This window comes from Streptomyces sp. RLA123, from assembly GCF_056270165.1.
Genome location: NZ_JBWDOR010000003.1, coordinates 2,088,696 through 2,113,505 on the forward strand (window position 1 = coordinate 2,088,696; position 24,810 = coordinate 2,113,505).

General features: G+C 72.2%; 26 protein-coding genes. 15 read left to right on the top strand and 11 right to left on the bottom strand.

The window, feature by feature from the left end; genetic code table 11:
- Nucleotides 1–19: 19 nt before the first annotated feature.
- From RV983_RS09445 to RV983_RS09505, 13 genes are all read left to right on the top strand, one after another.
- On the top strand, nucleotides 20–604 hold the full coding sequence (locus RV983_RS09445; protein WP_475985345.1) for a GNAT family N-acetyltransferase: 585 nt from the start codon (nucleotides 20–22) through the stop codon (nucleotides 602–604).
- A 66-nt stretch (nucleotides 605–670) separates the two neighbouring features.
- Nucleotides 671–1,708 carry a carbohydrate kinase family protein gene (locus tag RV983_RS09450; RefSeq protein ID WP_475985346.1) on the top strand — a complete coding sequence of 346 codons (1,038 nt, stop codon included), beginning with the start codon at nucleotides 671–673 and terminating at the stop codon, nucleotides 1,706–1,708.
- A 105-nt stretch (nucleotides 1,709–1,813) separates the two neighbouring features.
- Nucleotides 1,814–1,897 carry a putative leader peptide gene (locus RV983_RS09455; RefSeq protein ID WP_475990264.1) on the top strand — a complete coding sequence of 28 codons (84 nt, stop codon included), beginning with the start codon at nucleotides 1,814–1,816 and terminating at the stop codon, nucleotides 1,895–1,897.
- Nucleotides 1,898–2,075: 178 nt separating this feature from the next.
- A complete protein-coding gene (locus RV983_RS09460; protein ID WP_475985347.1) occupies nucleotides 2,076–3,770 on the top strand; it encodes a nitrite/sulfite reductase in 1,695 nt (564 codons plus the stop codon).
- Nucleotides 3,767–3,946: a hypothetical protein gene (locus RV983_RS09465; RefSeq protein WP_475985348.1), complete on the top strand. Its 180-nt coding sequence runs from the start codon at nucleotides 3,767–3,769 to the stop codon at nucleotides 3,944–3,946. The genes RV983_RS09460 and RV983_RS09465 overlap by 4 nt, the downstream gene beginning before the upstream one ends.
- Nucleotides 3,943–4,653, top strand: coding sequence for a phosphoadenylyl-sulfate reductase (locus RV983_RS09470; protein WP_475985349.1), 711 nt, complete (start codon nucleotides 3,943–3,945; stop codon nucleotides 4,651–4,653). Before RV983_RS09465 ends, RV983_RS09470 begins: the two co-directional genes overlap by 4 nt.
- A 35-nt stretch (nucleotides 4,654–4,688) precedes the next feature.
- Complete coding sequence (cysC, locus tag RV983_RS09475) at nucleotides 4,689–5,234, top strand: adenylyl-sulfate kinase (RefSeq protein WP_475990265.1); 546 nt, start codon at nucleotides 4,689–4,691, stop codon at nucleotides 5,232–5,234.
- The gene (gene cysD, locus RV983_RS09480) at nucleotides 5,231–6,166 is read left to right on the top strand and encodes a sulfate adenylyltransferase subunit CysD (RefSeq protein ID WP_475985350.1); all 936 of its coding nucleotides are present in this window, start codon (nucleotides 5,231–5,233) and stop codon (nucleotides 6,164–6,166) included. The genes cysC and cysD overlap by 4 nt, the downstream gene beginning before the upstream one ends.
- A gap of 2 nt (nucleotides 6,167–6,168) precedes the next feature.
- Nucleotides 6,169–7,518 carry a sulfate adenylyltransferase subunit 1 gene (locus RV983_RS09485; protein ID WP_475985351.1) on the top strand — a complete coding sequence of 450 codons (1,350 nt, stop codon included), beginning with the start codon at nucleotides 6,169–6,171 and terminating at the stop codon, nucleotides 7,516–7,518.
- Nucleotides 7,519–7,751: 233 nt separating this feature from the next.
- Nucleotides 7,752–8,891: an aliphatic sulfonate ABC transporter substrate-binding protein gene (locus tag RV983_RS09490; protein WP_475985352.1), complete on the top strand. Its 1,140-nt coding sequence runs from the start codon at nucleotides 7,752–7,754 to the stop codon at nucleotides 8,889–8,891.
- A 37-nt stretch (nucleotides 8,892–8,928) separates the two neighbouring features.
- Nucleotides 8,929–9,723: an ABC transporter ATP-binding protein gene (locus RV983_RS09495; protein WP_475985353.1), complete on the top strand. Its 795-nt coding sequence runs from the start codon at nucleotides 8,929–8,931 to the stop codon at nucleotides 9,721–9,723.
- A complete protein-coding gene (locus tag RV983_RS09500; protein ID WP_475985354.1) occupies nucleotides 9,710–10,630 on the top strand; it encodes an ABC transporter permease in 921 nt (306 codons plus the stop codon). Before RV983_RS09495 ends, RV983_RS09500 begins: the two co-directional genes overlap by 14 nt.
- Nucleotides 10,631–10,634: 4 nt before the next feature.
- Entirely contained in the window at nucleotides 10,635–11,417 is a 783-nt protein-coding gene (locus RV983_RS09505) for a sirohydrochlorin chelatase (RefSeq protein ID WP_475985355.1), read from the top strand.
- Between the two features lie 158 nt (nucleotides 11,418–11,575).
- On the opposite strand, the gene RV983_RS09510 is transcribed toward RV983_RS09505, so the two are convergent.
- The 3 genes from RV983_RS09510 to RV983_RS09520 are packed head-to-tail and all read right to left on the bottom strand — an operon-like array spanning nucleotide 11,576 to nucleotide 14,537.
- The gene (locus RV983_RS09510; RefSeq protein WP_475985356.1) at nucleotides 11,576–13,051 is read right to left on the bottom strand and encodes a glycosyltransferase family 39 protein; all 1,476 of its coding nucleotides are present in this window, start codon (nucleotides 13,049–13,051) and stop codon (nucleotides 11,576–11,578) included.
- 57 nt (nucleotides 13,052–13,108) lie between these two features.
- Nucleotides 13,109–13,897 (bottom strand): class I SAM-dependent methyltransferase, encoded by a 789-nt coding sequence (locus RV983_RS09515; RefSeq protein WP_475985357.1) that lies wholly within the window; start codon nucleotides 13,895–13,897, stop codon nucleotides 13,109–13,111.
- Between the two features lie 22 nt (nucleotides 13,898–13,919).
- Complete coding sequence (locus RV983_RS09520) at nucleotides 13,920–14,537, bottom strand: winged helix-turn-helix transcriptional regulator (protein WP_475990266.1); 618 nt, start codon at nucleotides 14,535–14,537, stop codon at nucleotides 13,920–13,922.
- Nucleotides 14,538–14,643: 106 nt separating this feature from the next.
- On the opposite strand from RV983_RS09520, the gene RV983_RS09525 reads away from it, so the two are divergent.
- Together RV983_RS09525 and RV983_RS09530 are read left to right on the top strand one after the other, a co-directional pair.
- Nucleotides 14,644–15,855, top strand: a complete 1,212-nt coding sequence (locus RV983_RS09525) for a pyridoxal phosphate-dependent aminotransferase (RefSeq protein ID WP_475985358.1) — start codon at nucleotides 14,644–14,646, stop codon at nucleotides 15,853–15,855.
- Nucleotides 15,856–16,174: 319 nt separating this feature from the next.
- A complete protein-coding gene (locus RV983_RS09530; RefSeq protein WP_475990267.1) occupies nucleotides 16,175–18,403 on the top strand; it encodes an MMPL family transporter in 2,229 nt (742 codons plus the stop codon).
- 501 nt (nucleotides 18,404–18,904) lie between these two features.
- Here the strand turns inward: RV983_RS09530 and RV983_RS09535 are convergent.
- The 8 genes from RV983_RS09535 to pstB form a co-directional block, all read right to left on the bottom strand.
- On the bottom strand, nucleotides 18,905–19,090 hold the full coding sequence (locus tag RV983_RS09535; RefSeq protein WP_475985359.1) for a hypothetical protein: 186 nt from the start codon (nucleotides 19,088–19,090) through the stop codon (nucleotides 18,905–18,907).
- 207 nt (nucleotides 19,091–19,297) lie between these two features.
- Nucleotides 19,298–19,990: a VC0807 family protein gene (locus RV983_RS09540; protein ID WP_475985360.1), complete on the bottom strand. Its 693-nt coding sequence runs from the start codon at nucleotides 19,988–19,990 to the stop codon at nucleotides 19,298–19,300.
- A 130-nt stretch (nucleotides 19,991–20,120) separates the two neighbouring features.
- Nucleotides 20,121–20,504, bottom strand: a complete 384-nt coding sequence (locus RV983_RS09545; protein ID WP_475985361.1) for a tetratricopeptide repeat protein — start codon at nucleotides 20,502–20,504, stop codon at nucleotides 20,121–20,123.
- The gene (locus RV983_RS09550) at nucleotides 20,501–21,490 is read right to left on the bottom strand and encodes a pirin family protein (RefSeq protein WP_475985362.1); all 990 of its coding nucleotides are present in this window, start codon (nucleotides 21,488–21,490) and stop codon (nucleotides 20,501–20,503) included. Before RV983_RS09550 ends, RV983_RS09545 begins: the two co-directional genes overlap by 4 nt.
- Nucleotides 21,491–21,628: 138 nt before the next feature.
- Complete coding sequence (locus RV983_RS09555; RefSeq protein WP_475985363.1) at nucleotides 21,629–21,952, bottom strand: GNAT family N-acetyltransferase; 324 nt, start codon at nucleotides 21,950–21,952, stop codon at nucleotides 21,629–21,631.
- A gap of 15 nt (nucleotides 21,953–21,967) precedes the next feature.
- Entirely contained in the window at nucleotides 21,968–22,600 is a 633-nt protein-coding gene (locus RV983_RS09560; RefSeq protein WP_475985364.1) for an FMN reductase, read from the bottom strand.
- The gene (locus tag RV983_RS09565) at nucleotides 22,597–23,715 is read right to left on the bottom strand and encodes an LLM class flavin-dependent oxidoreductase (RefSeq protein WP_475985365.1); all 1,119 of its coding nucleotides are present in this window, start codon (nucleotides 23,713–23,715) and stop codon (nucleotides 22,597–22,599) included. The genes RV983_RS09560 and RV983_RS09565 overlap by 4 nt, the downstream gene beginning before the upstream one ends.
- A gap of 105 nt (nucleotides 23,716–23,820) precedes the next feature.
- Nucleotides 23,821–24,585, bottom strand: a complete 765-nt coding sequence (gene pstB, locus RV983_RS09570; protein ID WP_475990268.1) for a phosphate ABC transporter ATP-binding protein PstB — start codon at nucleotides 24,583–24,585, stop codon at nucleotides 23,821–23,823.
- Between the last annotated feature and the right edge of the window lie 225 nt (nucleotides 24,586–24,810).

The window sequence follows — 24,810 nt, forward strand, 5'->3', positions numbered from 1 at the left end:
TCGTGGTTGGGTGGGCCTCATGAGCAACACCGTCACCGTGACCACCTGGTCGCTGGAGCAGACCTCACCAGCCGATCTGCGGCCGTCGGCGCCCACCATGGAGCCCGATCCCGCGACCGGCGGCGTCAGGATCGTCCGGGCCGAGGTGCCCTCCCCGGAGTTCAGCCGCTTCCTCTACACCTCGGTCGGCGCGGACTGCGCGTGGACCGACCGGCTGCCCTGGACGTACGAGCAGTGGCGCGCCTGCCTGGACCGCCCCGGTGTGGAGACCTGGGTCGCCTGGGACCAGGGGACGCCCGCCGGCTACATCGAGCTGGACGCGCAGGACGAAGCCCAGGTCGAGATCGCCTACTTCGGGTTGCTGCCCGCCTTCCGGGGGCGCCGGATCGGCGGGCACCTGCTGTCGTTCGGCATCGCGCGGGCCTGGGACCTGGCGGAACGCTGGCCGGACCGGACGCCGACCAAGCGGGTGTGGGTGCACACCTGCAGCCTGGACGGACCGCACGCGCTGGCCAACTACGAGAAGCGCGGCTTCCGCATCTTCCGTACCGAGACGGGGGAAGAGGAGAAGAAGCCGATCGACGGTCCCTGGCCCGGGGCCTGACAGCGGCGGCCGCACCGCGCGGGCCCGGCGGGCCGGCGGAGCGGGAACGCCGTGAAAGGGGAGGGCATGGACGTCGTCGGGGTCGGGGCGCTCAATCTGGACCTGATCACGGGGGCGTCCGCCGTGGGCGGCAGCCCGGTGCTGGCCCGGCTCGACGCGCACATGGGGCTGTGTCCCCCGTTGGAGAGCGGTTCCGAACGGCTGGTGGAGGAGCCCGCAGTCCGCGCCGCCCTGGAGTGCCTGCGCGCGGAAGGGGTGCCGCTCACTCCCGAGCTCGGCGGTTCGGCCTTCAACGCGCTGCACGCCCTCGCGCGGCTCGGCCGCGGCCTGCGGCTGGGGTACGTGAGCGTCGCCGGCAGCAGCCCGCTGGACGCGGTCGATCCGCTCGCCGTCCTCGACGGGCTCGGCATCGACCGCTCCCTGGTGCTGCCGGACCCGGAGCGGCTGTGCGGCATCTGCCTGTCGGTGTACGACGAGGGGGAGCGCACCCTGCTCACCCACACCGGCGCCAACACGGGCATCGCCGGGCATGTGCGGCGGCACTTCGAGGAGATCGCCGGCACCCTGGCGCGGGCCCGGGTGGTGCACGTGACGTCGTTCCTGGACCCCGACGGAGGTGCGGCGCTGCGCCGGCTGCTGACGGCGGTCCGGGAGCGGTCGCCGCGCACGGTCGTCACCTTCGACCCCGGCCACGCGTGGTCCTCCGCACCGAGCGACGATGTGCTGGCGATGGCCGCGACCGCCGACTATCTGCTGCTCAACGGGCGGGAGTTCACCGATCTGGCGCCACTGCTGCCCGGGCTGCGCGGCACGGCGGTGGTGAAGTACCCGGACCGTGTGGAGGTGCGCCGGCCGGGTTCGGTGGAGCGTTACGCCCACCGTCCGCTTCCGGACGGTGAGATCGAGGACGCGACGGGGGCGGGTGACGTCTTCGCGGCCGGGGTGCTCGCGGCCCTCGCCGCCGACCCCGCGCTGCTGGGCGCCGGGGTGCGGCTCGGCACGGCGCTGGCGGCCCACAAGCTGCGCCATATCGGCGCCCGGGGGCACGACGGGTTCCGGGCGATCGCGGGCGATTTCCTGCGGCATCCGAGCAGGGTGCGGTGATCCGTCCGGTGGCGGGCACGTCATGAGTATCACCATGTGGGATGATCGGGTCCACATAGCGGATAATGGTGGACTGGCCCGAGATCCGCGTGACACGCTTTCGACATGTCGCGTTCTGGAATCGCCTTGGTAGGTCGGCTGCACGTCGACCTCGGACGTGTGTCCAGCGCCATCTGTCGGGCGTACTGAGCCCGCACGCCGTCACGCCCCGGACCGAGCCCGCCGTCCCCGACGTCGCGGACGCGCACCGACCCCCGCATCCTGGACCGCCGCCGAGCGCGTCGTGTTACCGCAGGCCGCAGGGGTCATTCGCCGTACGATCCCCACCTGCCGAGCCTCCTCAGCCTGCCAGAAGGACTGCATCGCCATGGCTTCCACCCCCGACCAGCAGGGCGCCGCCGCGCGCCGCAAGGTGAGCCGTCACCGCGGCGAGGGCCAGTGGGCGGTCGGCCACATGACGCCGCTCAACGCCAACGAGCAGTTCAAGCGCGACGACGACGGTCTCAATGTGCGGACGCGCATTGAGACGATCTACCAGTACCGCGGCTTCGACGCGATCGACAGCGCCGACCTGCGCGGCCGCATGCGCTGGTGGGGGCTGTACACCCAGCGCAAGCCCGGGATCGACGGCGGCAAGACCGCGATCCTGGAGCCGGAGGAGCTGGACGACAAGTACTTCATGTTGCGGGTCCGCATCGACGGCGGCCGGCTCACCACCCAGCAGCTGCGGGTCATCGGCGAGGTCTCCCAGGAGTTCGCCCGCGGCACCGCCGACATCACCGACCGGCAGAACATCCAGCTGCACTGGATCCGGATCGAGGACGTGCCGGAGATCTGGCGCCGGCTGGAGGGCGTCGGGCTGTCCACCACCGAGGCGTGCGGCGACACCCCGCGCGTCATCCTCGGCTCCCCGGTGGCCGGCATCGCCGAGGACGAGATCATCGACGGCACCTGGGCCGTGGACGAGGCCCACCGCCGGATCATCGGCAACAAGGAGTTCTCCAACCTCCCCCGCAAGTTCAAGTCGGCGATCTCCGGCTCCCCGCTGCTGGACGTGGCGCACGAGATCAACGACGTCGCCTTCGTCGGAGTCCGCCACCCCGAGTACGGCCCGGGCTTCGACGTGTGGGTCGGCGGCGGCCTGTCCACGAACCCCAAGATCGGGGTCCGGCTGGGCGCGTGGGTGCCGCTGGAGGACGTGCCGGACGTCTTCGAGGGCGTCATCTCGGTCTTCCGCGACTACGGCTACCGGCGGCTGCGCACCCGCGCCCGGCTGAAGTTCCTGGTCGCCGACTGGGGCGCCGAGAAGTTCCGGCAGGTGCTGGAGGACGAGTACCTGCTGCGCAAGCTGACCGACGGCCCCGCTCCCGACCAGCCGGTCCAGCAGTGGCGCGACCACATCGGGGTGCACCGGCAGCAGGACGGCCGCTTCTACATCGGCTTCGCGCCCCGCGTCGGCCGAGTGGACGGCACGACGCTCAGCAAGATCGCGGAACTGGCGGAGGCACACGGCTCGGGCCGGCTGCGGACCACCGTCGAGCAGAAGATGATCGTGCTCGACGTCGAGCAGGACCGCGTCGACTCGCTCGTCGCGGGCCTGGAAGCGCTGGACCTCCAGGTGAAGCCCTCTCCGTTCCGTCGCGGCACGATGGCGTGCACCGGCATCGAGTTCTGCAAGCTGGCCATCGTCGAGACCAAGGCGCGCGGCGCCTCCCTCATCGACGAACTGGAGCGCCGGCTGCCGGAGTTCGACGAGCCGATCACCATCAACGTCAACGGCTGCCCCAACGCCTGCGCCCGCATCCAGGTGGCGGACATCGGTCTCAAGGGCCAGCTGGTCCTGGACGACGACGGCAACCAGGTAGAGGGCTTCCAGGTGCACCTGGGCGGCGCGCTGGGCCTGGAAGCCGGTTTCGGCCGCAAGGTCCGCGGTCTGAAGGTGACCTCGGACGAGCTGCCGGACTACGTGGAGCGCGTCCTGAAGCGCTTCCAGGCCGGGCGCGAGGACGACGAGCGGTTCGCCCAGTGGGTCACGCGTGCGTCGGAGGAGGACCTGTCGTGAGTGAGCGCGCCGCACCGTTCTACTGCCCGTACTGCGGCGACGAGGACCTGCACCCCGCGGAGCAGGGCCACGGCGCCTGGGAGTGCCGCGCCTGCAACCGCGCCTTCCAGCTGAAGTTCCTGGGTCTGCTGGCCCGCGGCCTGCAGACCGGCGCCCCCGAGGGAGGCGGTTCGTGACCACCGCGCAGCAACAGCACTCCCCGGACGAGTCGCGGATTCTGGCCGAACGGGCGGGACGCGACCTGGAGGACGCCCCGGCCGCGGACATCCTTCGCTGGGCCGTCGACACGTTCGGACCGCGCTTCTGCGTGACCTCCTCCATGGAGGACGCGGTCGTGGCGCACCTGGCCTCACGCGTGGCGCCCGGCGTCGACGTGGTCTTCCTGGACACCGGCTACCACTTCCCGGAGACCCTCGGCACCCGCGACGCGGTCGCCGCCGTGATGGACGTCAACGTCATCACCCTGACGCCGCGCCAGACCGTCGCGGAGCAGGACGCCGAGTACGGGCCGCGGCTGCACGACCGCGACCCCGACCTGTGCTGCGCGCTGCGCAAGGTCAAGCCGCTGGAGGCGGGCCTGACGGGCTACGACGCCTGGGCGACCGGGCTGCGCCGCGACGAGTCCCCGACCCGGGCGAACACCCCCGTCGTCGGCTGGGACGCCCGCCGCGCGAAGGTCAAGGTCTCCCCCATCGCCCGGTGGACGCAGGACGACGTGGACGCCTACGTCACCGAGCACGGCGTGCTCACCAATCCGCTGCTCATGGACGGTTACGCCTCGGTCGGCTGCGCCCCCTGCACCCGGCGGGTGCTGGAGGGCGAGGACGCGCGGGCCGGCCGCTGGGCGGGCCGCGGCAAGACCGAGTGCGGGCTGCACGGCTGATGACCACGACGGAACGGACCTACCGGGAGGGGCGGATGGGCGTCACGGACGCAGGAGCCACGGTGTGGCTCACGGGCCTGCCGAGTGCGGGCAAGACCACCATCGCCCGCGCGCTGGCGGACCGGCTGCGCGGCGACGGGCACCGGGTGGAGGTACTGGACGGCGACGAGATCCGCGAGTTCCTCTCCGCGGGGCTCGGCTTCAGCCGGGAGGACCGGCACACCAATGTGCAGCGCATCGGCTTCGTCGCCGGACTCCTGGCCTCCCACGGCGTCAAGGTGCTCGTCCCGGTCATCGCGCCGTACGCCGACAGCCGCGAGGCGGTCCGCAAGCGGCACGACGCCCGGGGCTCCACGTACCTGGAGGTGCACGTCGCCACGCCGCTGGAGGTCTGCTCGGCACGGGATGTGAAGGGCCTGTACGCCCGGCAGGCCGCGGGCGAGATATCGGGGCTGACCGGTGTCGACGACCCGTACGAGCCACCGGCGGCCCCCGACCTGCGCATCGAGACCCAGCACCACACCGTCGAGGACTCAGCGGCGCTGCTGGTGGCGCTGCTTGTCGAGAGGGGACTGGCGTGACCACGGTAGTCGCGATCGGCGAGAGCACGGAGAACCCCTTCGCGCTGTCGCACCTGGACGCGCTGGAGTCGGAGGCGGTGCACATCTTCCGCGAGGTGGCGGGGGAGTTCGAGCGCCCGGTGATCCTCTTCTCCGGTGGCAAGGACTCCATCGTCATGCTCCATCTGGCACTGAAGGCGTTCGCCCCCGCGGCGGTGCCCTTCTCGCTGCTGCACGTCGACACCGGCCACAACTTCCCCGAGGTGCTGGAGTACCGCGACCGCACGGTCGCGCGGCACGGGCTGCGGCTGCACGTCGCGTCCGTGCAGGACTACATCGACGACGGGCGGCTGCGCGAACGCCCCGACGGCACCCGCAACCCGCTGCAGACCGTGCCGCTGACCGAGGCCATCCAGGAGCACCGCTTCGACGCGGTCTTCGGCGGCGGCCGCCGCGACGAGGAGAAGGCCCGCGCCAAGGAGCGCGTCTTCTCACTGCGCGACGAGTTCTCGCAGTGGGACCCGCGCCGCCAGCGCCCCGAGCTGTGGCAGCTCTACAACGGCCGGCACGCCCCGGGCGAGCACGTGCGGGTCTTCCCGCTGTCCAACTGGACCGAGCTGGACGTGTGGCAGTACATCGCCCGCGAGGGCATCGAGCTGCCGGAGATCTACTACGCCCACGAGCGCGAGGTGTTCCGCCGCGCGGGGATGTGGCTGACCGCCGGCGACTGGGGCGGGCCCAAGGACGGCGAGACGGTCGAGACGCGGCTGATCCGCTACCGCACGGTCGGCGACATGTCCTGCACCGGCGCGGTGGACTCCGCCGCCGCCACCATCGACACGGTGATCACCGAGATCGCCGCCTCCCGGCTCACCGAGCGCGGGGCCACCCGGGCCGACGACAAGCTCTCCGAGGCAGCGATGGAAGACCGCAAGCGCGAGGGGTACTTCTAACCATGACCGCCGGCATCACCAGCGCCGAACATCTCGCGGCCACCTCCCTGCTGCGCTTCGCCACCGCGGGTTCCGTCGACGACGGCAAGTCCACCCTGGTCGGACGGCTGCTGCACGACTCCAAGTCGGTCCTCGCCGACCAGCTGGAAGCCGTGGAGCTCGCCTCCGCCCGCCGCGGCCAGGACGCGCCCGACCTGGCGCTGCTCACCGACGGCCTGCGCGCCGAACGCGAGCAGGGCATCACGATCGACGTGGCGTACCGCTACTTCGCCACACCCCGGCGGCGGTTCATCCTGGCCGACACCCCCGGGCACGTGCAGTACACGCGCAACATGGTCACCGGCGCCTCGACCGCCGAGCTGACCGTGATCCTGGTGGACGCGCGCAACGGCGTGGTCGAGCAGACCCGCCGGCACGCGGCCGTCGCGGCCCTGCTGCGCGTCCCGCACGTCGTGCTGGCGGTCAACAAGATGGACCTGGTGGACTGGTCGGAGGCGGTCTTCGCGGCCATCGCCGAGGAGTTCACGGCGTACGCCGCCTCGATCGGCGTCCCGGAGATCACCGCCATCCCGATCTCGGCGCTGACCGGGGACAATGTGGTGACCGCCTCGGCCGGCATGGACTGGTACGGCGGCCCGACGGTGCTGGAGCACCTGGAGACCGTGGCGGTCGGCATTGACCCGTCCGCGCACCCGGCGCGCTTCCCGGTCCAGTACGTCATCCGCCCGCAGACCGCCGAACACCCCGACTACCGCGGCTACGCCGGGCAGATCTCCTCCGGCGTACTGCGCGTCGGCGACCCGGTCACGGTGCTGCCGTCCGGTCTGACCAGCACGATCACCGGCATCGACGCACTGGGCACGGCGGTCGGCGTGGCATGGGCGCCGCAGTCGGTGACGCTACTGCTCGGCGACGACCTGGACATCTCCCGCGGCGACCTGATCGTGCCGAGCACGGCCGCCCCCGCGACGACGCAGGACGTCGAGGCGACGGTGTGCCATCTGCACGAGCGTCCGCTGACGGTCGGCACCCGCGTGCTGCTGAAGCACACCACGCGCACGGTGAAGGCGGTCGTCAAGCGCCTCCCCTACAAGATCGACCTGACCCACGGTCTGGAACACCGGGACGACCCGGACGAGTTCGGTGTCAACGACATCGGCACGGTCGTGCTGCGCACCTCCGAGCCGCTGCCGCTGGACGCCTACGCGGACTCCCGGCTCACCGGCTCTTTTCTGCTGATCGACCCGGCGGACGGCACCACGCTGACCGCCGGCATGGCGGGCGAGGCCTTCGCGGCCCGCGGCGCCACGGCCGCGGGCGACGCGGCCGCCGACGAGGGGTGGGACTTGTGATGACAGGCCAGAGTGGCTTCGACGCCTTCTCCGGATTCGCCAAGGAGGGCGGCCGCGTCGGCAGCGGCTGTCTGGGCAGCGGCACGGGCGGTGTGACGCGATGTGCGCGCTGACATCCCCTGGGCACCGCACCACGGCCGCGCACGCGGCACGGCACCACCGAGAACCAGACAGCCACCACTCCGGCGCGCCCTAGAGAGCGCGACCCGGGGCCTTCGAGAGGACCACCTCCCGTGACTGCCGATCGCACCACCGCCCCGAGAACGGCCACCCGCCGCCGCATCGTCGCCGGCGCCGCCCTTCTGCCGCTGCTGGCCCTGGCCGCCTGCGGCTACGGCTCCCAGAAGAAGGACGACACCTCCCACGCGGCCGCGAGCAGCGGCACCGGCACCGACGCCGGGAAGAAGCTGTCCGCATCCACGGTGAAGATCGGCTACTTCGCGAACCTCACGCACGCCACACCGCTGGTGGGCCTGAAGGAGGGCTTCTTCGCCCAGGAACTCGGCTCCGGCACCACGATCAAGGAGTCCGTCTTCAACGCGGGACCCGCCGAGATCGAGGCCCTCAACGCCGGTTCCATCGACATCGGCTGGATCGGCCCCTCCCCCGCCGTCAACGGCTGGAGCAAGTCGGGCGGCAAGAGCCTGAAGATCATCTCCGGTTCGGCCTCCGGCGGCGTGAAGCTGGTCGTCAACCCCAAGAAGATCACGTCCCTGAAGGACGTCAAGGGCAAGCGGATCGCCACCCCGCAGCTCGGGAACACCCAGGACGTGGCTCTCCTCAACTGGATATCCGAGCAGGGCTGGAAGGTCGACGCGACCAGCGGCAAGGGTGATGTCTCCGTCATCCGCACGGACAACAAGGTCACCCCGGACGCCTACAAGTCCGGCTCCATCGACGGCGCCTGGGTCCCCGAGCCCACCGCGTCCAAGCTGGTCGCCGAGGGCGCCAAGGTGCTGCTGGACGAGAGCAGCCTGTGGAAGGACGGCAAGTTCGTCATCACGAACGTGATCGTCTCCCAGAAGTTCCTCACCGAGCACCCCGACGTCGTCGAGGCCGTACTGCGCGGCTCGGTGAAGACCAACGCGTGGATCACCGCGAACCCGGACAAGGCCAAAGCCGACGCCAACGCCCAGTTGGAGAAGCTCTCCGGCAAGCCGCTGCCCGACGACGTCATCGACCCGGCGTGGAAGAGCATCCAGGTCACCGACGACCCGCTGGCGTCCACGCTGCAGAGCGAGGCCGACCACGCCGTCACCGCCGGCCTCCTGGAGAAGCCCGACCTCAAGGGCATCTACGACCTCACGATCCTCAACAAGATCCTCGCCGCCGAAGGAAAGACCGAGCTCGGCAACGCCGGTCTCGGCAGCTGACCCGTCCGCACGCCCAGCCCCCAGGAGGTGACGTTCCATGGCCACCGCACTCAGCACCCAGCCCGCCGTGACGGACGAGGCGGCGCCCTACGCCGCCCGGCTCGCGCACGTCTCGAAGTCCTTCGGCCGCCCCGGCGCGCAGGCGCAGGTGCTGGACGACATCAGCATCGATGTCGCGCCCGGTGAGTTCGTCTGCCTCCTGGGGGCCTCGGGCTGCGGCAAGTCCACCCTGCTCAACCTGGTCGCCGGGCTCGACCGGCCGTCCACCGGGGGCATCGACACCCCCGGCGGGCGCCCGGCCCTGATGTTCCAGGAGCACGCCCTGTTCCCGTGGCTGACCGCGGGCAAGAACATCGAACTCGCCCTGCGCATGCGGGGTGTGCCGCGCGGCGAGCGGCGCCCGGAGGCGGAGCGGCTGCTGGAACTGGTCCGCCTGAGCGGCGCGTACGGCAAGCGGGTGCACGAACTGTCCGGCGGTATGCGGCAGCGCGTCGCGCTCGCCCGCGCGCTGGCGCAGGACAGCCAACTGCTGCTGATGGACGAGCCGTTCGCGGCACTCGACGCCATCACCCGGGACGTCCTGCACGAGGAGCTCACCCGCATCTGGACGGAGACCTCGCTGTCCGTGCTGTTCGTCACCCACAACGTGCGGGAGGCGGTACGGCTCGCGCAGCGCGTCGTCCTGATGTCGTCGCGGCCCGGACGGATCGCCCGCGAGTGGCAGATCGACATCCCGCAGCCGCGGCGCATCGAGGACACAGCCGTCGCCGAACTGTCCGTCGAGATCACCGAGCACCTCCGTGGGGAGATTCGCCGTCATGGCCAGCACTGAGACCAGGGCAGACACCGGAGCTGCCGGTTCCGGCGGCTCCGGCGGTTCCGCGGCGGACTTCGCAGGCCTCGGAGCGGGCCTGGACGCGCTGGAGACGCCCTCCGACGCCCGGGTGCCGCTCGGCCGCCTCCTGCGCGAGAAGGCCCTGCCGCCCGTGCTGGCCGTGGCACTGGTGCTCGTGGTCTGGCAGCTCGCCTACCACTTCGAGGTCAAACCGCACTACCAGCTGCCCAGTCCGGCGGAGGTCGGCCGCGCCGTGCGGGACAAGTGGCTGGACGGCACGCTGCTCGGCTATGTGTGGACGAGCCTGTCGCGCGGCGCCCTGGGCTTCCTCGCCTCCGTCGTCATCGGCACACCGCTCGGCCTGCTCGTGGCGCGGGTCAGGCCCGTGCGCGCGGCGATCGGGCCGATCCTGTCCGGGCTCCAGTCGCTGCCGTCGGTGGCGTGGGTGCCCGCGGCCATCATCTGGTTCGGGCTGACCGACGCCACGATCTACTGCGTGGTGCTGCTCGGCGCGGTGCCCTCGATCGCCAACGGGCTGGTCGCGGGCGTCGACCAGATCCCGCCGCTGTTCCTGCGGGCGGGGCGGACGATGGGCGCCGGCGGTCTGCACTCCGTACGGCACGTACTGCTGCCCGCGGCGCTGCCCGGCTACCTCGCCGGCCTCAAGCAGGGCTGGGCCTTCTCCTGGCGCTCCCTGATGGCCGCCGAGCTCATCGCCACCTCGCCCGATCTCGGCATCGGCCTCGGCCAGTTGCTGGAACAGGGCCGGGAACTGTCCGACATGCCCACCGTCCTCGCCGCGATCCTGCTCATCCTCGTGGTGGGCATCGGCATCGAACTGCTCGTGTTCGCCCCGCTGGAGCGGTGGGTGCTGCGCAGCCGCGGCCTGGTCGCACAGGGGTGACCCGATGACCTCCACCCGCTCCGCCCCGGCGGCCCCCGTCCTGCTCGTCATCGCCCACGGCAGCCGCGACCCGCGGCACGCCGCGACCGTCCACGCGCTCACCGGCCGGGTCCGGGCGGCCCGTCCGGGGCTCCGCGTCGAGACCGCTTTCCTCGACCACTGCGCGCCGAGCGTGCCGCAGGGCGTGGACCGCCTCGCCGCCGACGGCGTGCGCGAGGCGGTGGCCCTGCCGCTGCTGCTGACCCGGGCCTTCCACGCCAAGGCCGACATCCCGGCGGCGCTGCGCGAGGCGACGGCCCGGCACCCGCGGCTGCGGGTGCACCGGGCCGGAGTGCTCGGCCCCTCGCCCCTGCTCGTCACCGCTCTGGAGCGGCGGCTGTCCGAGGCCGGTCTCGGCCGCGGCGGCCGCGGCAGGACCGGGATCGTCCTGGCCTCGGCCGGCTCCTCGGACCCGGAGGCGATCGCGGTGATCGCGGACATCGCCCGGGAATGGCGGCGCACCGGCTGGCACGCCGTGCGTCCCGCGTTCGCCGCGACGGTTTCCGGTTCACTGCCCAGCACCTCCGACGCGGTTCGCGCCCTGCGGGCCGAGGGCGTGCGCCATGTGGCGGTCGCCCCCTACGTCATCGCCCCCGGCTTCCTCCCCGACCGGATCGTGCGCGGTGCGCGGGAGGCCGGCGCGGACGTCCTGGGCGACGTCCTGGGCGACGCCCCGGAGATGGCACGGCTCCTGCTGCGCCGCTTCGACGAGGCCCTGATGCCGCGCCTGTCGCTGGCGCTGGCCTGAGGGCACCGCACCTCTCCCGGGGCCGCACGCGCGGGGCCGCCGTACGGGGTCCGGGCCCGTGACGACGGTCCGGTTCCGCCAAGCGCGGTTGCGTCCCGCGATTCATGACGCCGTAGGCAGCGGACATCAGTGCCACGCGGTCATCCGCCGGCCAGAACCTAGTAAAGGTGCCGCAGCGACGGCCAGAGGGTCGACCAGGGGGCGGCCGGGCCGGCGCAGAGGACGATCGCGGCGTCCTGCTCCTCGTTGTCGAGGTCGTGGCCGTTGTCGACGTGGCCGACCTCGCGGCAGCCGGTGAAGTGGGCTTCGATGCCGTCGGCGTCCCGCTGGCGGACCAGCAGGACGGGGCCGTCGGCGGAGTCGGGGGGCGGGCCCCAGGCGTAGAAGCTCATGTGGCCCGAGTAGGGGGCGGGCAGGCCGCGGGAGGGGCCGTAGTGGGCGAGGGCGCCGGCCTCTCCGTAGTTCTGGGCCAGGAGGACCGCGCGGCCGCGGTCCCCCTCGGGTATGCGGGCCCACGCCTCGGCGGTGGCGTCGGCCAGGCGGGGCCAGCCGATCTGCTCGCCCTGCTCCGGGTTGACGGCGTTCACGACGGAGACCGCGCCCGGCGGCAGCACGGGCAGCGACAGCAGGGCGGTGAGGACGGCCGTCAGCGCGACCGGGACGAACGTGTCGCGGGGTTTGACGACGAAGCGCTCGCAGCCCGCGGCGAGCAGGACGATGAGCAGCGGAAGCGCGTAGTACGGCTTGCCGCCGCTCACGAGCACCAGGACGCACAGGATCAGGTAGGCCGGGGAGAAGGCACGGGCCCAGCGCAGCTCCGGGTCGCGCCACAGCCGCAGGCCGCCGGCGATCCAGACCGGGACGAACACCGGGGACAGATAGAGGAGTTGCTCGGGCACGAACAGCAGGCGGTTCTCGACGCCGTCGTCCGCGCTGATACCGCCCGCGACGGTGAGCTGCGGCCAGCCGTGGCGGGCCTGCCACCACAGGCTGGGCAGGGCCGGCGCGAGCGCGAGTGCGGCGCCGGCGACCGGCCACCAGCCGCGCAGCACCCGGCGCGGCCCCGTGAGCAGCAGCCCGCCGAGGAGGGCGAGGACGAGCAGCACGATCAGGTACTTGTTCTCCAGGCCGACACCGACGGCGGCGCCCACCGCGAGCCACCACCGGCCGTCGCCCGTGCGCAGCAGCCGCAGCACGAGCCAGCAGACGGCGAGCCAGGCGAGCACGTCGAAGGTGGCCGTGGAGACCATGTGCCCGACGGCCAGGACGAATCCGGAGACCGCCGTGCACACCGCGGCGAACACCTGCGCCCGCCGGCTCCCGCCCAGTTCGCGGCAGATCGCGGCGGCCACGACGACGACCGCCGCGCACACGGCGGTGGCCACGACGCGCAGCCCGGCCGGGGTGTCACCGAAGACGGCCGCCGACAGCCGCGCGGCGAGCGGGGTCAGCGGCGGCTGGTCCACGTACCCCCAGGCGGGGTGGTCGCCCGCGACCAGGAAGTACAACTCGTCGCGGTGGAAGCCGTACCGCCCCGACAGCGCGGTCAGGACGGCCGCGAGCAACAGGGCCACCAGCGCGACCGGCCGCGTGGCGAAGGTCCGCAGCGCGGGCCGTTCGATCGTCGACGTCATCCCCCACCCCCGGGACGACGGTACCGGCGCGGCGCGCCGGGGGCCATGGATCTCGCGTCAGCCGGCGGCGAACCTGCTGAAGCGTGAACCACCCTTGCCGGAAAGCCGGTTGAGGACGGCGGTGAGCACCCGGCGTCCGGGGGTGAGGCGGGCGCGGGCCTCAGCCGGCAGCTCCCACAGAGCCCGCGAGTCGCGCAACCGCAGACCCCAGTCCGCGAGTTCACCCGGGTCGTCGCAGCTCCAGGCCACGTTGACGGTGCGCTCGCGGCGGGCGACGGCGGCCGGGGCGGTGTCCATCAGCAGGACGGAGCCGGGGAAATGCGTCGTGATCAGCCCGACCGCCGTCCGGACCTCCGCCTCGGTGAGGTAGACGAGCACCGCCTCGGAGACGAAGAGGTACGGGCCGGGGGCGGCCTCGACGGCGGCGGTCCAGCCGGGCTCGGTGACGGAGCCCGCCACCATGCGCCGCCGCCCGCTCTCCTCCAGCAGTTCGCGGCGGAGCGCGATGACGTCGGGCAGGTCGAGTTCGACCCAGGTGGCGGTGCCGTTGTCCAGCCGCTCGTACCGGGTGCCGAGGCCGCAGCCGAGCTCGACGACCGTCCCCGTGGGGTGGGTGTCGAGGAACTCGCGCACCCAGGTGTCGAGGATGACGCCGCGGAACACCGCCCCGAGGAGTTTCGGGCCGCCGCCGATGCGGGAGAAGTCGTAGTCCAGGGACTCCACCAGCTCCACGGCCTTGGGGTCCCAGGTCAGCGGCCGCCGCCTGGCCGTCTCGGCGGCGCGGGCGAACAGCGGTATGAGCAGGGTTTCCTGGACTCGGCCGAGTTCCACACGCTGGTGTCCCATGGGAGCACGGTATCCCCTGGTGTCAGGCCCCGGCCCCGCGCAGGGCTTCCGCCAGGGGGCCCTCCCCGGTCACCTCGGCGGCTCCGCCCCCCAGCGCGTCGGGGAGGGCGCGGGCACCGGCCGGCAGGGCGAGGACCGCATCGGGGCTCTTGGCGGGTCCGTCCGCGTACGACGGGGTGGTGCCGCCCAGTTCGATGTGGAAGGCACCCTCGTCGAGGCGGACCTCGACCACACCGACGGGCAGCCCGGGGAGCGCGGCCAGCCGGCGCATCAGGGGAACGGCGGCCCAGTGCGCGCGGACGGCGTCGGTGGGGCGGGGCTCGCCCAGTTCGGCGGCGCCCCACGCGGAGAGCGCGCCGAGCACGGACAGCAGGTCCCGGCCGCGCGGGGTGAGTTCGTAGACGTACGCGGCGCCGGGGGGCGGCAGGCGGCGGCGAGTGGCCAGCCCGTCGCGCTCCATCTCCTTCAGGCGGGAGGCGAGCACGTCGGTGCTCACCCCGGGCAGGTCGGCGTGGAGGTCGGTGTACCGGCGGGGGCCCGCCAGCAGCTCACGGACGATCAGGAGCGTCCATCGTTCGCCGACCGTGTCGAGGGCACGGGCGACGGCGCAGTACTGGTCGTAACTTCGGCGCGGCATGATCCCAGTGTAGACAAAGAGTTGGACTTTCCAAGCTCGCACTTGGTAAAACCAAGCAGGAGCCTGTGCCCGTACAGCGGGGTGCGGGACCGGACCGGGAGGCCGTCGCATGGAGTACAAGCAGTCGAGCAAGCTGGCCGAGGTCTGCTACGAGATCCGCGGTCCGGTCATCGAGCAGGCCAATGCACTGGAGGAGGCCGGGCACAGCGTCCTGCGGCTCAACACCGGCAATCCGGCGCTGTTCGGCTTCGAAGCCCCCGAGGAACTGCTCCAGGACATCATCCGCACCCTCCCCTCCTCGCACGGCTACAGCGACTCGCGCGGCATCCTCCCGGCGCGCCGCGCGGTCGCCCAGCACTACCAGGAACGCGGCCTCGCCGATGTGGACGTGGACGACGTCTTCCTCGGCAACGGCGTCTCCGAGCTGGTGCAGATGGCCGTGCAGGCCCTGGTGGACGACGGCGACGAGGTGCTGATCCCGGCTCCCGACTTCCCGCTGTGGACGGCGGTGACCAACCTGGCGGGCGGCAAGGCGGTGCACTACGTCTGCGACGAGTCCGCCGACTGGTTCCCCGACCTCGACGACATCGCCTCGAAGATCACCGACCGCACCCGGGCACTGGTGATCATCAACCCCAACAACCCCACCGGCGCGGTGTACCCGCGCGAGCTGCTGGAGAGCATGCTCGATCTGGCCCGCCGCCACCACCTGGTCGTCTTCGCCGACGAGGTCTACGACAAGATCCTCTACGACGACGCCGTGCACCACACGGCCGCGGCTCTCGCCCCCGACGTGCTGTGCCTGACGTTCAGCGGGCTGTCCAAGGCCTACCGCGTCGCCGGCTTCCGGTCCGGCTGGCTGGTCGTCACCGGACCGCGGCAGCACGCCAGGAGCTACCTGGAAGGCCTGACGATGCTCGCCTCCATGCGGCTGTGCCCCAACGTGCCCGGCCAGCAGGCGATCCAGGCCGCTCTCGGCGGGCGGCAGAGCATCAAGGACCTGGTGCTGCCCGGCGGGCGGCTGCACGAACAGCGCGACCGCGCGTGGGAGAAACTCAACGAGATCCCCGGCGTCTCCTGCGTGAAGCCCAAGGGCGCCCTCTACGCCTTCCCGCGCCTGGACCCGAAGGTGCACCGCATCCACGACGACGAGAAGTTCGTGCTGGACCTGCTGCTGCGCGAGAAGATCCAGGTGGTCCAGGGCACCGGCTTCAGCTGGCCGCGCCCCGACCACTTCCGCATCCTCACCCTTCCCCGCGCCGACGACCTGGACGCGGCCATCAGCCGCATCGGCCGCTTCCTGGCCGGCTACCGCCAGTGAGCCGGGTCCCGGCGGACGGAACGGCCGGGGGGTGGCCCCACCGCCGCCACGTGCCGCAAGGCCCGAGGACAGGCGGTGCGTGTAGGGGCCACTGGCATCCGGGGGCGGGGGTTTACCCCACTCCCCGGGGAGGAGAAACCCTCCGCGGAGTCACCAGTCAGCCGGATGGGGCGTCGGCATGGGGGCCCATAACGTCGTGGTCGAGGCGGTGGTGAGGTGCCACGGCCCGGCTCCGAGGGGGTTCGACACCGTGGCAAGCGCACACGGCCGCGTCCGTACGGCGAGTACGGCACACGGCAAGCAAGGGATCGCCGCCGCCATGGGCGGCTGGAGCGCCCGGCACCGGTGGACGGCGGTGGGCGGCTGGCTGCTCTTCGTCGTCCTCGCGCTGACCATCGGCTCGATGGCCGGCCGGGTCGACGTGACGGACAGCGAGGAGGTCCCCGGGGAATTCGGCCAGGCCGTGCGGATCCTGGACGACGCGGGGCTGAGCAACGGTCCGGCCGGCGAGATGGTACTCGTCCGGGCGGCACCGGGCAGGGGCGCGGTGAAGGCGACCGACCCGGCCTTCCGCGCCACCGTCGACGCCGTCGTCACCGCCGTGAAGGGCACCGGCGAGGTCACCAAGGTCCAGTCGCCGTACGACATCAAGGCCATCTCCGAGGACGGCCGTTCGGCACTGGTGAAGTTCGACATGCGCGGCGACCCGGACACCGCGCCCGACCGCGTGCAGCCGGTGGTCGACGCCGTGAAGGGTGTCCAGGACCGGAACGCCGACTTCACCGTGGAGCAGTTCGGCGAGGCCAGCTCGCAGAAGGTGTTCGACGACGCCTTCGGCAGCGACTTCCAGCGGGCCGAGTACTCGGCCCTCCCGGTCGCGCTCGGCATCCTGCTGATCGCCTTCGGCGCCTTGGTGGCCGCGCTGCTGCCGGTCGCGCTCGCGATGACGGCCTTCCTGGCGACGACCGGGCTGGTGGCCGTCGTCAGCCACACGGTGCACATGAGCGACACCGCCAACTCCGTGATGCTGCTGGTCGGTCTGGCAGTCGGCGTCGACTACTGCCTGTTCTACCTGCGCCGCGAACGCGAGGAGCGGGAAGCCGGGCACGACCAGCAGACCGCGCTGCGCATCGCCGCCGCGACCAGCGGACGCGCGATCCTGGTCTCCGGCGTGACGGTGATCGTGGCGATGGCGGGCCTTTTGTTCACCGGTATCGGCGACTTCAAGGCGATGGGCCTGGCCACGATGATGGTGGTGGCCGTCGCGATGTTCGGGTCGGTCACCGTGCTCCCGGCGCTGCTGTCACTGCTGGGCGAGCGGGTCGAGAAGGGCCGGGTGCCCTTCCTGCGCCGGCGCGGCCGGGCCGGCAGCGGCGAGTCCCGCTTCTGGCGTGCCGTGCTCGCCGGCGTCCTGCGCCGTCCCGCCGTGTCCGCCGCGATCGCCGGCGGAGCGCTGATCGCTCTCGCGCTGCCGGCGGTGGGCCTGAACACCGCCAATCTGACGCTCAGCCAGGAGCTCGGCGACAAGCTGCCGGTCGTCCGCGCCTACGAGGACATCTCCACGGCGTTCCCCGGCGGACCCGAGCCGGCGCAGGTCGTCGTCAAGGCCTCCGACATCTCCGCGCCCGAGGTGCGCCGGGCCATCGCCGCCTTCGCCCATGAGGCGGTGGCCAAGGGTGCCAGCCCCGGCCCGGTGGAGACCGAGACGCACGCGAAGGAGAACATCGCCGTCCTCAAGGTGCCGCTGACCGGCGGCACGGACGAGAACAAGGCCGAGGCCTCACTGCGCATCCTGCGGGATCAGGTCCGCCCCGACACCCTCGGCAAGGTCGCCGGGGTCACCGCGCCGATGGCCGGGTCGACGGCCGCGTCGATGGACTTCACCGACAAGATCGGGGACGCCGTGCCCCCGGTGTTCGCCTTCGTCGTCGCCTTCGCCTTCCTCCTGATGCTCCTCTCCTTCCGGTCGCTGACCATCGCCTTGACCTCGATCGTGCTCAACCTGCTCTCGGTGGGCGCCGCGTACGGCATCCTCACCGTGGTCTTCCAGCACGGCTGGGGCGCGGGCCTGGTGGGCGCCGAGGGTGTCGGCGCGATCGTGGCCTGGCTGCCGCTGTTCCTGTTCGTGATCCTCTTCGGGCTGAGCATGGACTACCACGTGTTCGTGGTCTCCCGGATCCGTGAGGCCCGCATGCGCGGTCTGAGCACCCAGGGGGCGATCCGGCACGGGATCACCACCACGGCAGGCGTGGTGACCAGCGCGGCGCTCATCATGGTCGCGGTGTTCGCGATCTTCGGAACGCTGTCCATGCAGAGCATGAAGCAGATGGGCGTGGGCCTGGCCGCCGCGGTGCTGATCGACGCCACCGTCATCCGCGGAATCCTGCTCCCCGCGGTGATGGCGCTGCTGGGCGAGCGCAACTGGTACTTCCCCTCGTGGCTCAACTGGCTGCCCGACATGACCCACGACGAGACGGCGATCGCCGCGCCGCCGGCCCGCCCGCTCGGCGTACCGGCCCCGGCGGAACCCTCAGGGGTGAGCCGCTGAGCCCGGCGCCCGCCGACGGGCCCTCCCGGCCCGGTCCCCGCGACAGCGGGGACCGGGCCGGTCGTCTGCCGGTGCCCGTCGCCGTCATCGCGCCGGGGACACAACAAACTCACCGACACCTGGCGGCGGATCCCGGTCGGCCCCCATACGTCCCGGGTGCTGTTCGAATACGGCACCTGCGTGGCGCTGACGGCCCCCGCGCCGGACGACCCTGCCGAGCAGGCCACCGCGATCCTGCGGGAGTTCGGCCGGGTGCATGCCGGCGGCCCCGCGGGGGACTCCCCGGTGATCGACGTCGGCGGGGCGGACGGCCGGGTGGTGACGGGACATCACCCGGACGTCCTCACGCACGCGCTCCCGATGAGCACGGCGGAACCACCGGCGGGCCCGACATCGCCGTCGGCTCCCACGGCCGCGCACAACACCACCGGGACGGGACCGGACTCCGCGTCGTCCCTGTGGAGGACGCGCCCGCCGACGGCTGAACCGCGGACGCGTCCCTCAGCCGGACACCGCGGCGTGCGGGCGTATCGGCTCCCGCCCCTCCCCCGCCACCGGGCCGCCCGCCGGGCCGGCGGGCGGGGGCGTGTGGAACGGGTCGAGGGAGGGCACGGGCCCCCGGACCGGGGCCGGAGCCGTGAGGTCGGGGTCGGAGAAGAGCGCTGGCTCGTCGTGTGAGGTCGACATGTGCAGCAGCGTATCCCGTGTTCGAATATCTGTACGATCCCCCGTAAGGGTTATCGAGGCGCCGGCCCGAACCGCTTGACCTCCGGCTCCCGTTCCGCCCCCGGCAGCCACGGCCCCCAGGGGTCCAGCCCCTGCCCGTCGGGGCTTCCCGTCGCCGTGAAGGCGGCCAGAGCGCCTGCCCAGGGGTGCGCCGTGCGCGGTGCGTGGTCAGGCCGTCCCGGACACGGCCGGGGCGGCCGCCTCGCCTTCCGCTGCCGCCTCCGAGGCGGCCGCCTGCCGGGCGCGCTCCTGGCCGCGGGCGGCCGAGCGGCGGCCGTAGAGGACGGTCCAGGCGACGAGGACGCCGGTGACGGCGTACGAGAGCACCGAGTTGACCGTCACCATCGTGGCGGTGGACAGCCGGTACGACAGGCCGACGCGGGCCAGGGCCTCCAGGACATACGCCGCCCCCCAGACGACGGTCATGGTGCGCATCACATGGCGGAAGCCCGCGTACTGCCAGAGTCCGTCGAAGCGCTCGGCGCCTTCCTTGGTGCCGTCGGTACCGAACCTGCGGCCGAAGTAGAACATGAGCGGCCGCGGCGCGAGCAGGCTGCCCAGGCAGACCACGCCGAACAGTCCCGTCACGGCCGAGTCCTTGACCAGCAGCAGCCGGGTCGAGTGCGGCCCGACGACGGTGACCAGCACGGTGATGGCGAGGAAGATCAGGGTCATGATCGCGAACTCGTCCACCTTGCGCCGCCAGGCCAGCGAGACGCCGGTCTCCAGCACCGGCCAGACGCCGGAGAGCAGCAAGGACGGGAACTCGTCCCAGCCGGCGCCGGTGAGCAGGTTGTAGGTCACGACGGGCAGGACGATGTTGCACAAGATGGTGAGCGCCCAGCCGAGCGCCGATGACACACGTGAGTGTCCGGACACGATTTCCCCCCCGTTGCGAACCGATGTCCGGGGGAACGTATGTGCCGCGCCACCATCCCGGCCAGGGATTTTACCCAGCCTTGAAACAGTGGCGCGGCGCTGCCGGGCGCTGTCAGTCCTCCGGCGGCAGTTCCCCGGAGAAGGCGGCGGCCAGCCGCAGCCAAGGGGTGGCCTCGTCGCCGCGCCCCTGGCGCTGGAGCGTGCGGCCCAGCATCAGGTGCGCGTAGTGCTCGACGGGATCGCGGTCGATCACCGCCCGCAACTGCTCCTCGGCGCGGCCGAGCTGGGCGGAGTGGTAGTAGGCCCGGGCCAGCAGCAGGCGTGGGGCGACCTGCTCCGGGACCTCCTCGACGACGTCCGTCAGCAGACGGGCGGCCTCCGTGTACTCCTTGGCCTCGAAGAAGAGCCCGGCGCGCTCCCAGCGCTCCGCCACCGTCTCCCCGGCGGCCTCGAAGGACTCGAAGGACTCGAAGGACTCGAAACGCGTGGGGTTCATGTGAGCTCCTCTCCGGGTGCGGTGTGCGGCATGCGGCTCGCCTGCTCGAAGCCGAGCCGGCCCTTGTCGAAGTCCTCGATGGCCTGCAGGACCTCGGCCTTGGTGTTCATCACGAAGGGTCCGAAGTGCGCGACCGGTTCGCGGATCGGGCGCCCGCCGAGGACGAGCACGTCCAGGTCGGGGGTGCGGCTGTCGGGATGGGCGGCGGCCTCCAGCGTCAGGGTGTCGCCCGCCCCGAAGACCGCGAGTTGGTGCGCGTCCAGCGGGCGCCGCTCGGCGCCGGCCGTGCCGCGCCCCGACAGCGCGTACGCCAGGGCGTTGAAGTCGGACCGCCAGGGCAGGACCAGCCGGGCCCCGGGGCTCAGGGTCGCGTGCACCAGGGTGATCGGGGTGAAGGTGCTCCCCGGTCCGTGGTGCCCGGCGACGTGGCCGGCGATGACCCGGACCAGCGCGCCGCCGTCCGGGGACGACAGCAGCGCCGCTTCCGGTCCCTCGATGCTCTGGTACCGCGGCGGGTTCCACTTGTGGGCGCGCGGCAGGTTGACCCACAGCTGAATGCCGTGGAACAGCCCTCCGGAGACGACCAGTTCCTCCGGCGGCGTCTCGATGTGGAGGATGCCGCTGCCGGCCGTCATCCACTGCGTGGCGCCGTCGGCGATGGTGCCCCCGCCGCCGTGCGAGTCCTGGTGCTCCATGCGGCCGTCGATCATGTACGTGACGGTCTCGAAGCCGCGGTGCGGGTGCCAGGAGGTCCCCTTGGGCTCGCCCGGGGCGTACTCGACCTCGCCCATCTGGTCCATGTGGACGAAGGGGTCGAGGATCCGCGGGGAGACCTCGGCGAAGGCCCGGTGCACGGGGAAGCCCTCGCCCTCGTAACCGCGCGGGGCGGTGGTCACGGTGCGCACGGGGCGCTGCTCCGCGGTCACCGGGTCGGGCTCGGTGACGCGGGGCAGGAGCAGCGTGTTCTCCACGGTCACGGCGGGCATCGGACGCTCCTCGCTCGTTGGAACTCTGCCGGGGTCCAGGCCGGACCTCCGTTAGTTGCTTTAACCTTCAACCAACTAACTTCATTCCGGCCCTCCCCTGCCCGCCCGCACCGTCGCCCCGCCCGCCCGGCGCCGGGCTCAGAAGCCGAAGCGCGCGCGCTGCCCCTCGGGCACCAGCTCCACGTACTCCGGGTGCTTGCCGATCCAGCCCCGGATGAAGGGGCAGAACGGCAGGACCTCCAGCCCCCGGTCGCGCGCGCCGTCCAGCGCGGCGCGGGCCAGGACCCCGCCCAGGCCCCGGCCGCCGAAGCGGGGGTCGATCTCGGTGTGGATGAACGCGATCTCGTTGCCGTACAGGTGGTACTCGGCGAAGCCGGCGCGCTCCTCCTGGCCCTCCTCGTCCAGCGCCTCGAAGATCTCGTAGCGCGACTTGTCCGGGTTGTTCGCGACGCGTGCTGCCATCGTGCGGTCCTCTTCCTACTCGGGCCGCAGCGCGGCCAGTTGCTGCTCGAACGGGACGACGGTATCGGCAGGCGCGCGGGGCACCGGCGGCCGTGCCACCAGCAGCCCGGCCAGCTCGCCGGCGGCGCGCGCGGTCCGGGCGGGCAGCGTGTCGGTCAGCGGGTCGCCGCTGCCGCCCCAGTCCTCGGAGGCGGCGTAGACAGCGGTCGGCACGACCACCGCGCGCAGATAGGCGAAGAGCGGCCGCAGGGCGTGCTCCAGCACCAGCGAGTGCCGGGCGGTGCCGCCGGTGGCGGCGATCAGCACGGGCTTACCGGTGAGCGCGTCGTTGTCGATCACGTCGAAGAAGGACTTGAACAGCCCGCTGTACGACCCGCTGAACACCGGTGTGACCGCGATGAGCCCGTCGGCCTCCGTGACCGCCGTGATCGCCTCCGCCAGCGTGCCCCCGGCGAAGCCGGTGACCAGGTTGTTGGCGATGTCCACGGCCAGGTCGCGCAGTTCGACCACGCGCACTTCGACCGGGCGGCCGTCGTCGGCGGCGGACAGCCGCACGGCCTCGGCGAGCCGGTCGCCGAGCAGCCGGGTGGAGGACGGGACGCTCAGCCCGGCCGAGACGACCACGAGCTTGACCGGATCGCGGTTCACCGGACGGCCTCCGTCTCCTTCTCGCCCGCGGCGGCGGGTGCCGCGTCGCGCCGGGCGACCAGCGAGGCGTGGTCCGGGGCGTCCGGCACGCCGGCCGGGCGGCCCTTGGCGAACTCCTCGCGCAGCACCGGCACCACCTGTTCGCCGAGCATGTCCAGCTGCTCCAGGACGGTCTTCAGCGGCAGTCCCGCGTGGTCCATCAAGAACAGCTGACGCTGGTAGTCGCCCGCGTACTCGCGGAAGGACAGCGTCTTGTCGATGACCTGCTGCGGCGAGCCGACGGTCAGCGGCGTCTGCTCGGTGAACTCCTCCAGCGACGGTCCGTGCCCGTACACCGGAGCGTTGTCGAAGTACGGGCGGAACTCGCGCACGGCGTCCTGCGAGTTCTTCCGCATGAACACCTGCCCGCCGAGCCCGACGATCGCCTGCTCCGGCGTGCCGTGCCCGTAGTGCGCGAAGCGCGCGCGGTAGAGCTCGACCATCCGCTTGGTGTGGTCGGACGGCCAGAAGATGTTGTTGTGGAAGAAGCCGTCGCCGTAGTACGCGGCCTGCTCGGCGATCTCCGGCGAGCGGATGGAGCCGTGCCAGACGAACGGCGCCACGCCGTCCAGCGGCCGCGGCGTGGAGGTGAAGCCCTGCAGCGGGGTGCGGAAGCGGCCCTCCCAGTCCACCACGTCCTCGCGCCACAGCCGGTGCAGCAGCGCGTAGTTCTCCACCGCCAGCGGGATGCCCTGCCGGATGTCCTTGCCGAACCAGGGGTAGACCGGGCCGGTGTTGCCGCGCCCCATCATCACATCCACGCGGCCGCCCGCCAGGTGCTGGAGCATCGCGAAGTCCTCGGCGATCTTCACCGGGTCGTTCGTCGTGATCAGCGTGGTGGCGGTGGACAGGATCAGGCGCTCGGTGCGGGCCGCGATCCAGCCCAGCATCGTCGTCGGCGACGACGGCACGAACGGCGGGTTGTGGTGCTCGCCGGTCGCGAAGACGTCCAGCCCCACCTCCTCCGCCTTGAGCGCGATCGCGGTCATCGCCTTGATCCGCTCATGCTCGCCCGGCGTCCTGCCCGTCGTGGGGTCGGCGGTGACATCACCCACCGTGAAGATCCCGAACTGCACCGGTCTCGTCCTCCTCCGTCACTTCGACTTGCTTGTTGATTATTCAACCACCTCCTCGAACGAGAACCCACACCTCTGTATTCCGCCGCGGAACCGCGGACCGGATCACCCGAAGCGGCCCGCCACGTAGTCGGCCGTGCGCTGGTCGGAGGGGTTGCCGAAGATCTCCTCGGTGGCACCGTGCTCGACGATCCGGCCGGGCGTTCCCTGCTCGGCGAGGAAGAACGCGCACTGCGCGGAGACTCGCGCGGCCTGCTGCATGTTGTGCGTGACGATGACCACGGTGACCTCGCCGGCCAGCTCCATGATCGTCTCCTCGACGCGCCGGGTCGAGGTGGGGTCCAGGGCGGAGCACGGCTCGTCCATGAGCAGCACACGCGGCCGGACCGCGAGCGAGCGGGCGATGCACAGACGCTGCTGCTGGCCACCGGACAGGGCGCCGCCGGGCTTGCGCAGCCGGTCGCGGACCTCCTTCCACAGGCCGGCGCGGCTGAGGCACTCCTCCACCAGCTCGTCCTTCTCCCGGCGCGTGGCGCGGGTGCCTGTGAGCTTCAGACCCGCCACGACGTTGTCGTAGATGGACATCGCCGGGAACGGGTTCGGCTTCTGGAAGACCATGCCGATCCGGCGGCGCGCGTCGGTGAGGCGGCGGCCGGGCGAGTAGATGTCCTCGCCCTCGAAGAGCACCTCGCCGGACAGGGCGGCGGCCGGGATCATCTCGTGCATGCGGTTGAGGGTGCGCAGGAACGTCGACTTGCCGCAGCCGGACGGGCCGATGAGGGCGGTGACCTCGCCGGCGGGCATGGTCAGGGAGACCCGCTCCAGCACCTTGTGGTCGCCGAACCAGGCGGACACGGCACGCGCCTCCAGCTCGGCCGGCGCCGGGGCGGCGCCTGCGGGCGCCGCGGTCCCGGCCGTGCCGGTCACGGCGGGCACGGCGGGCAGGACCGCGGTGTCGGTCGCCGCGGCGTCGGCGGAGGCGTCGGTGCGGGCGGAGGCGGCGGTGCCGGCGGGCGCGGCGGTCTTCACGAGCGCGACAGGCGCGTCGGAGACCTCGGAAGCATCTGGGACGGCGGAGGCGTCGGAGGCGCTGAC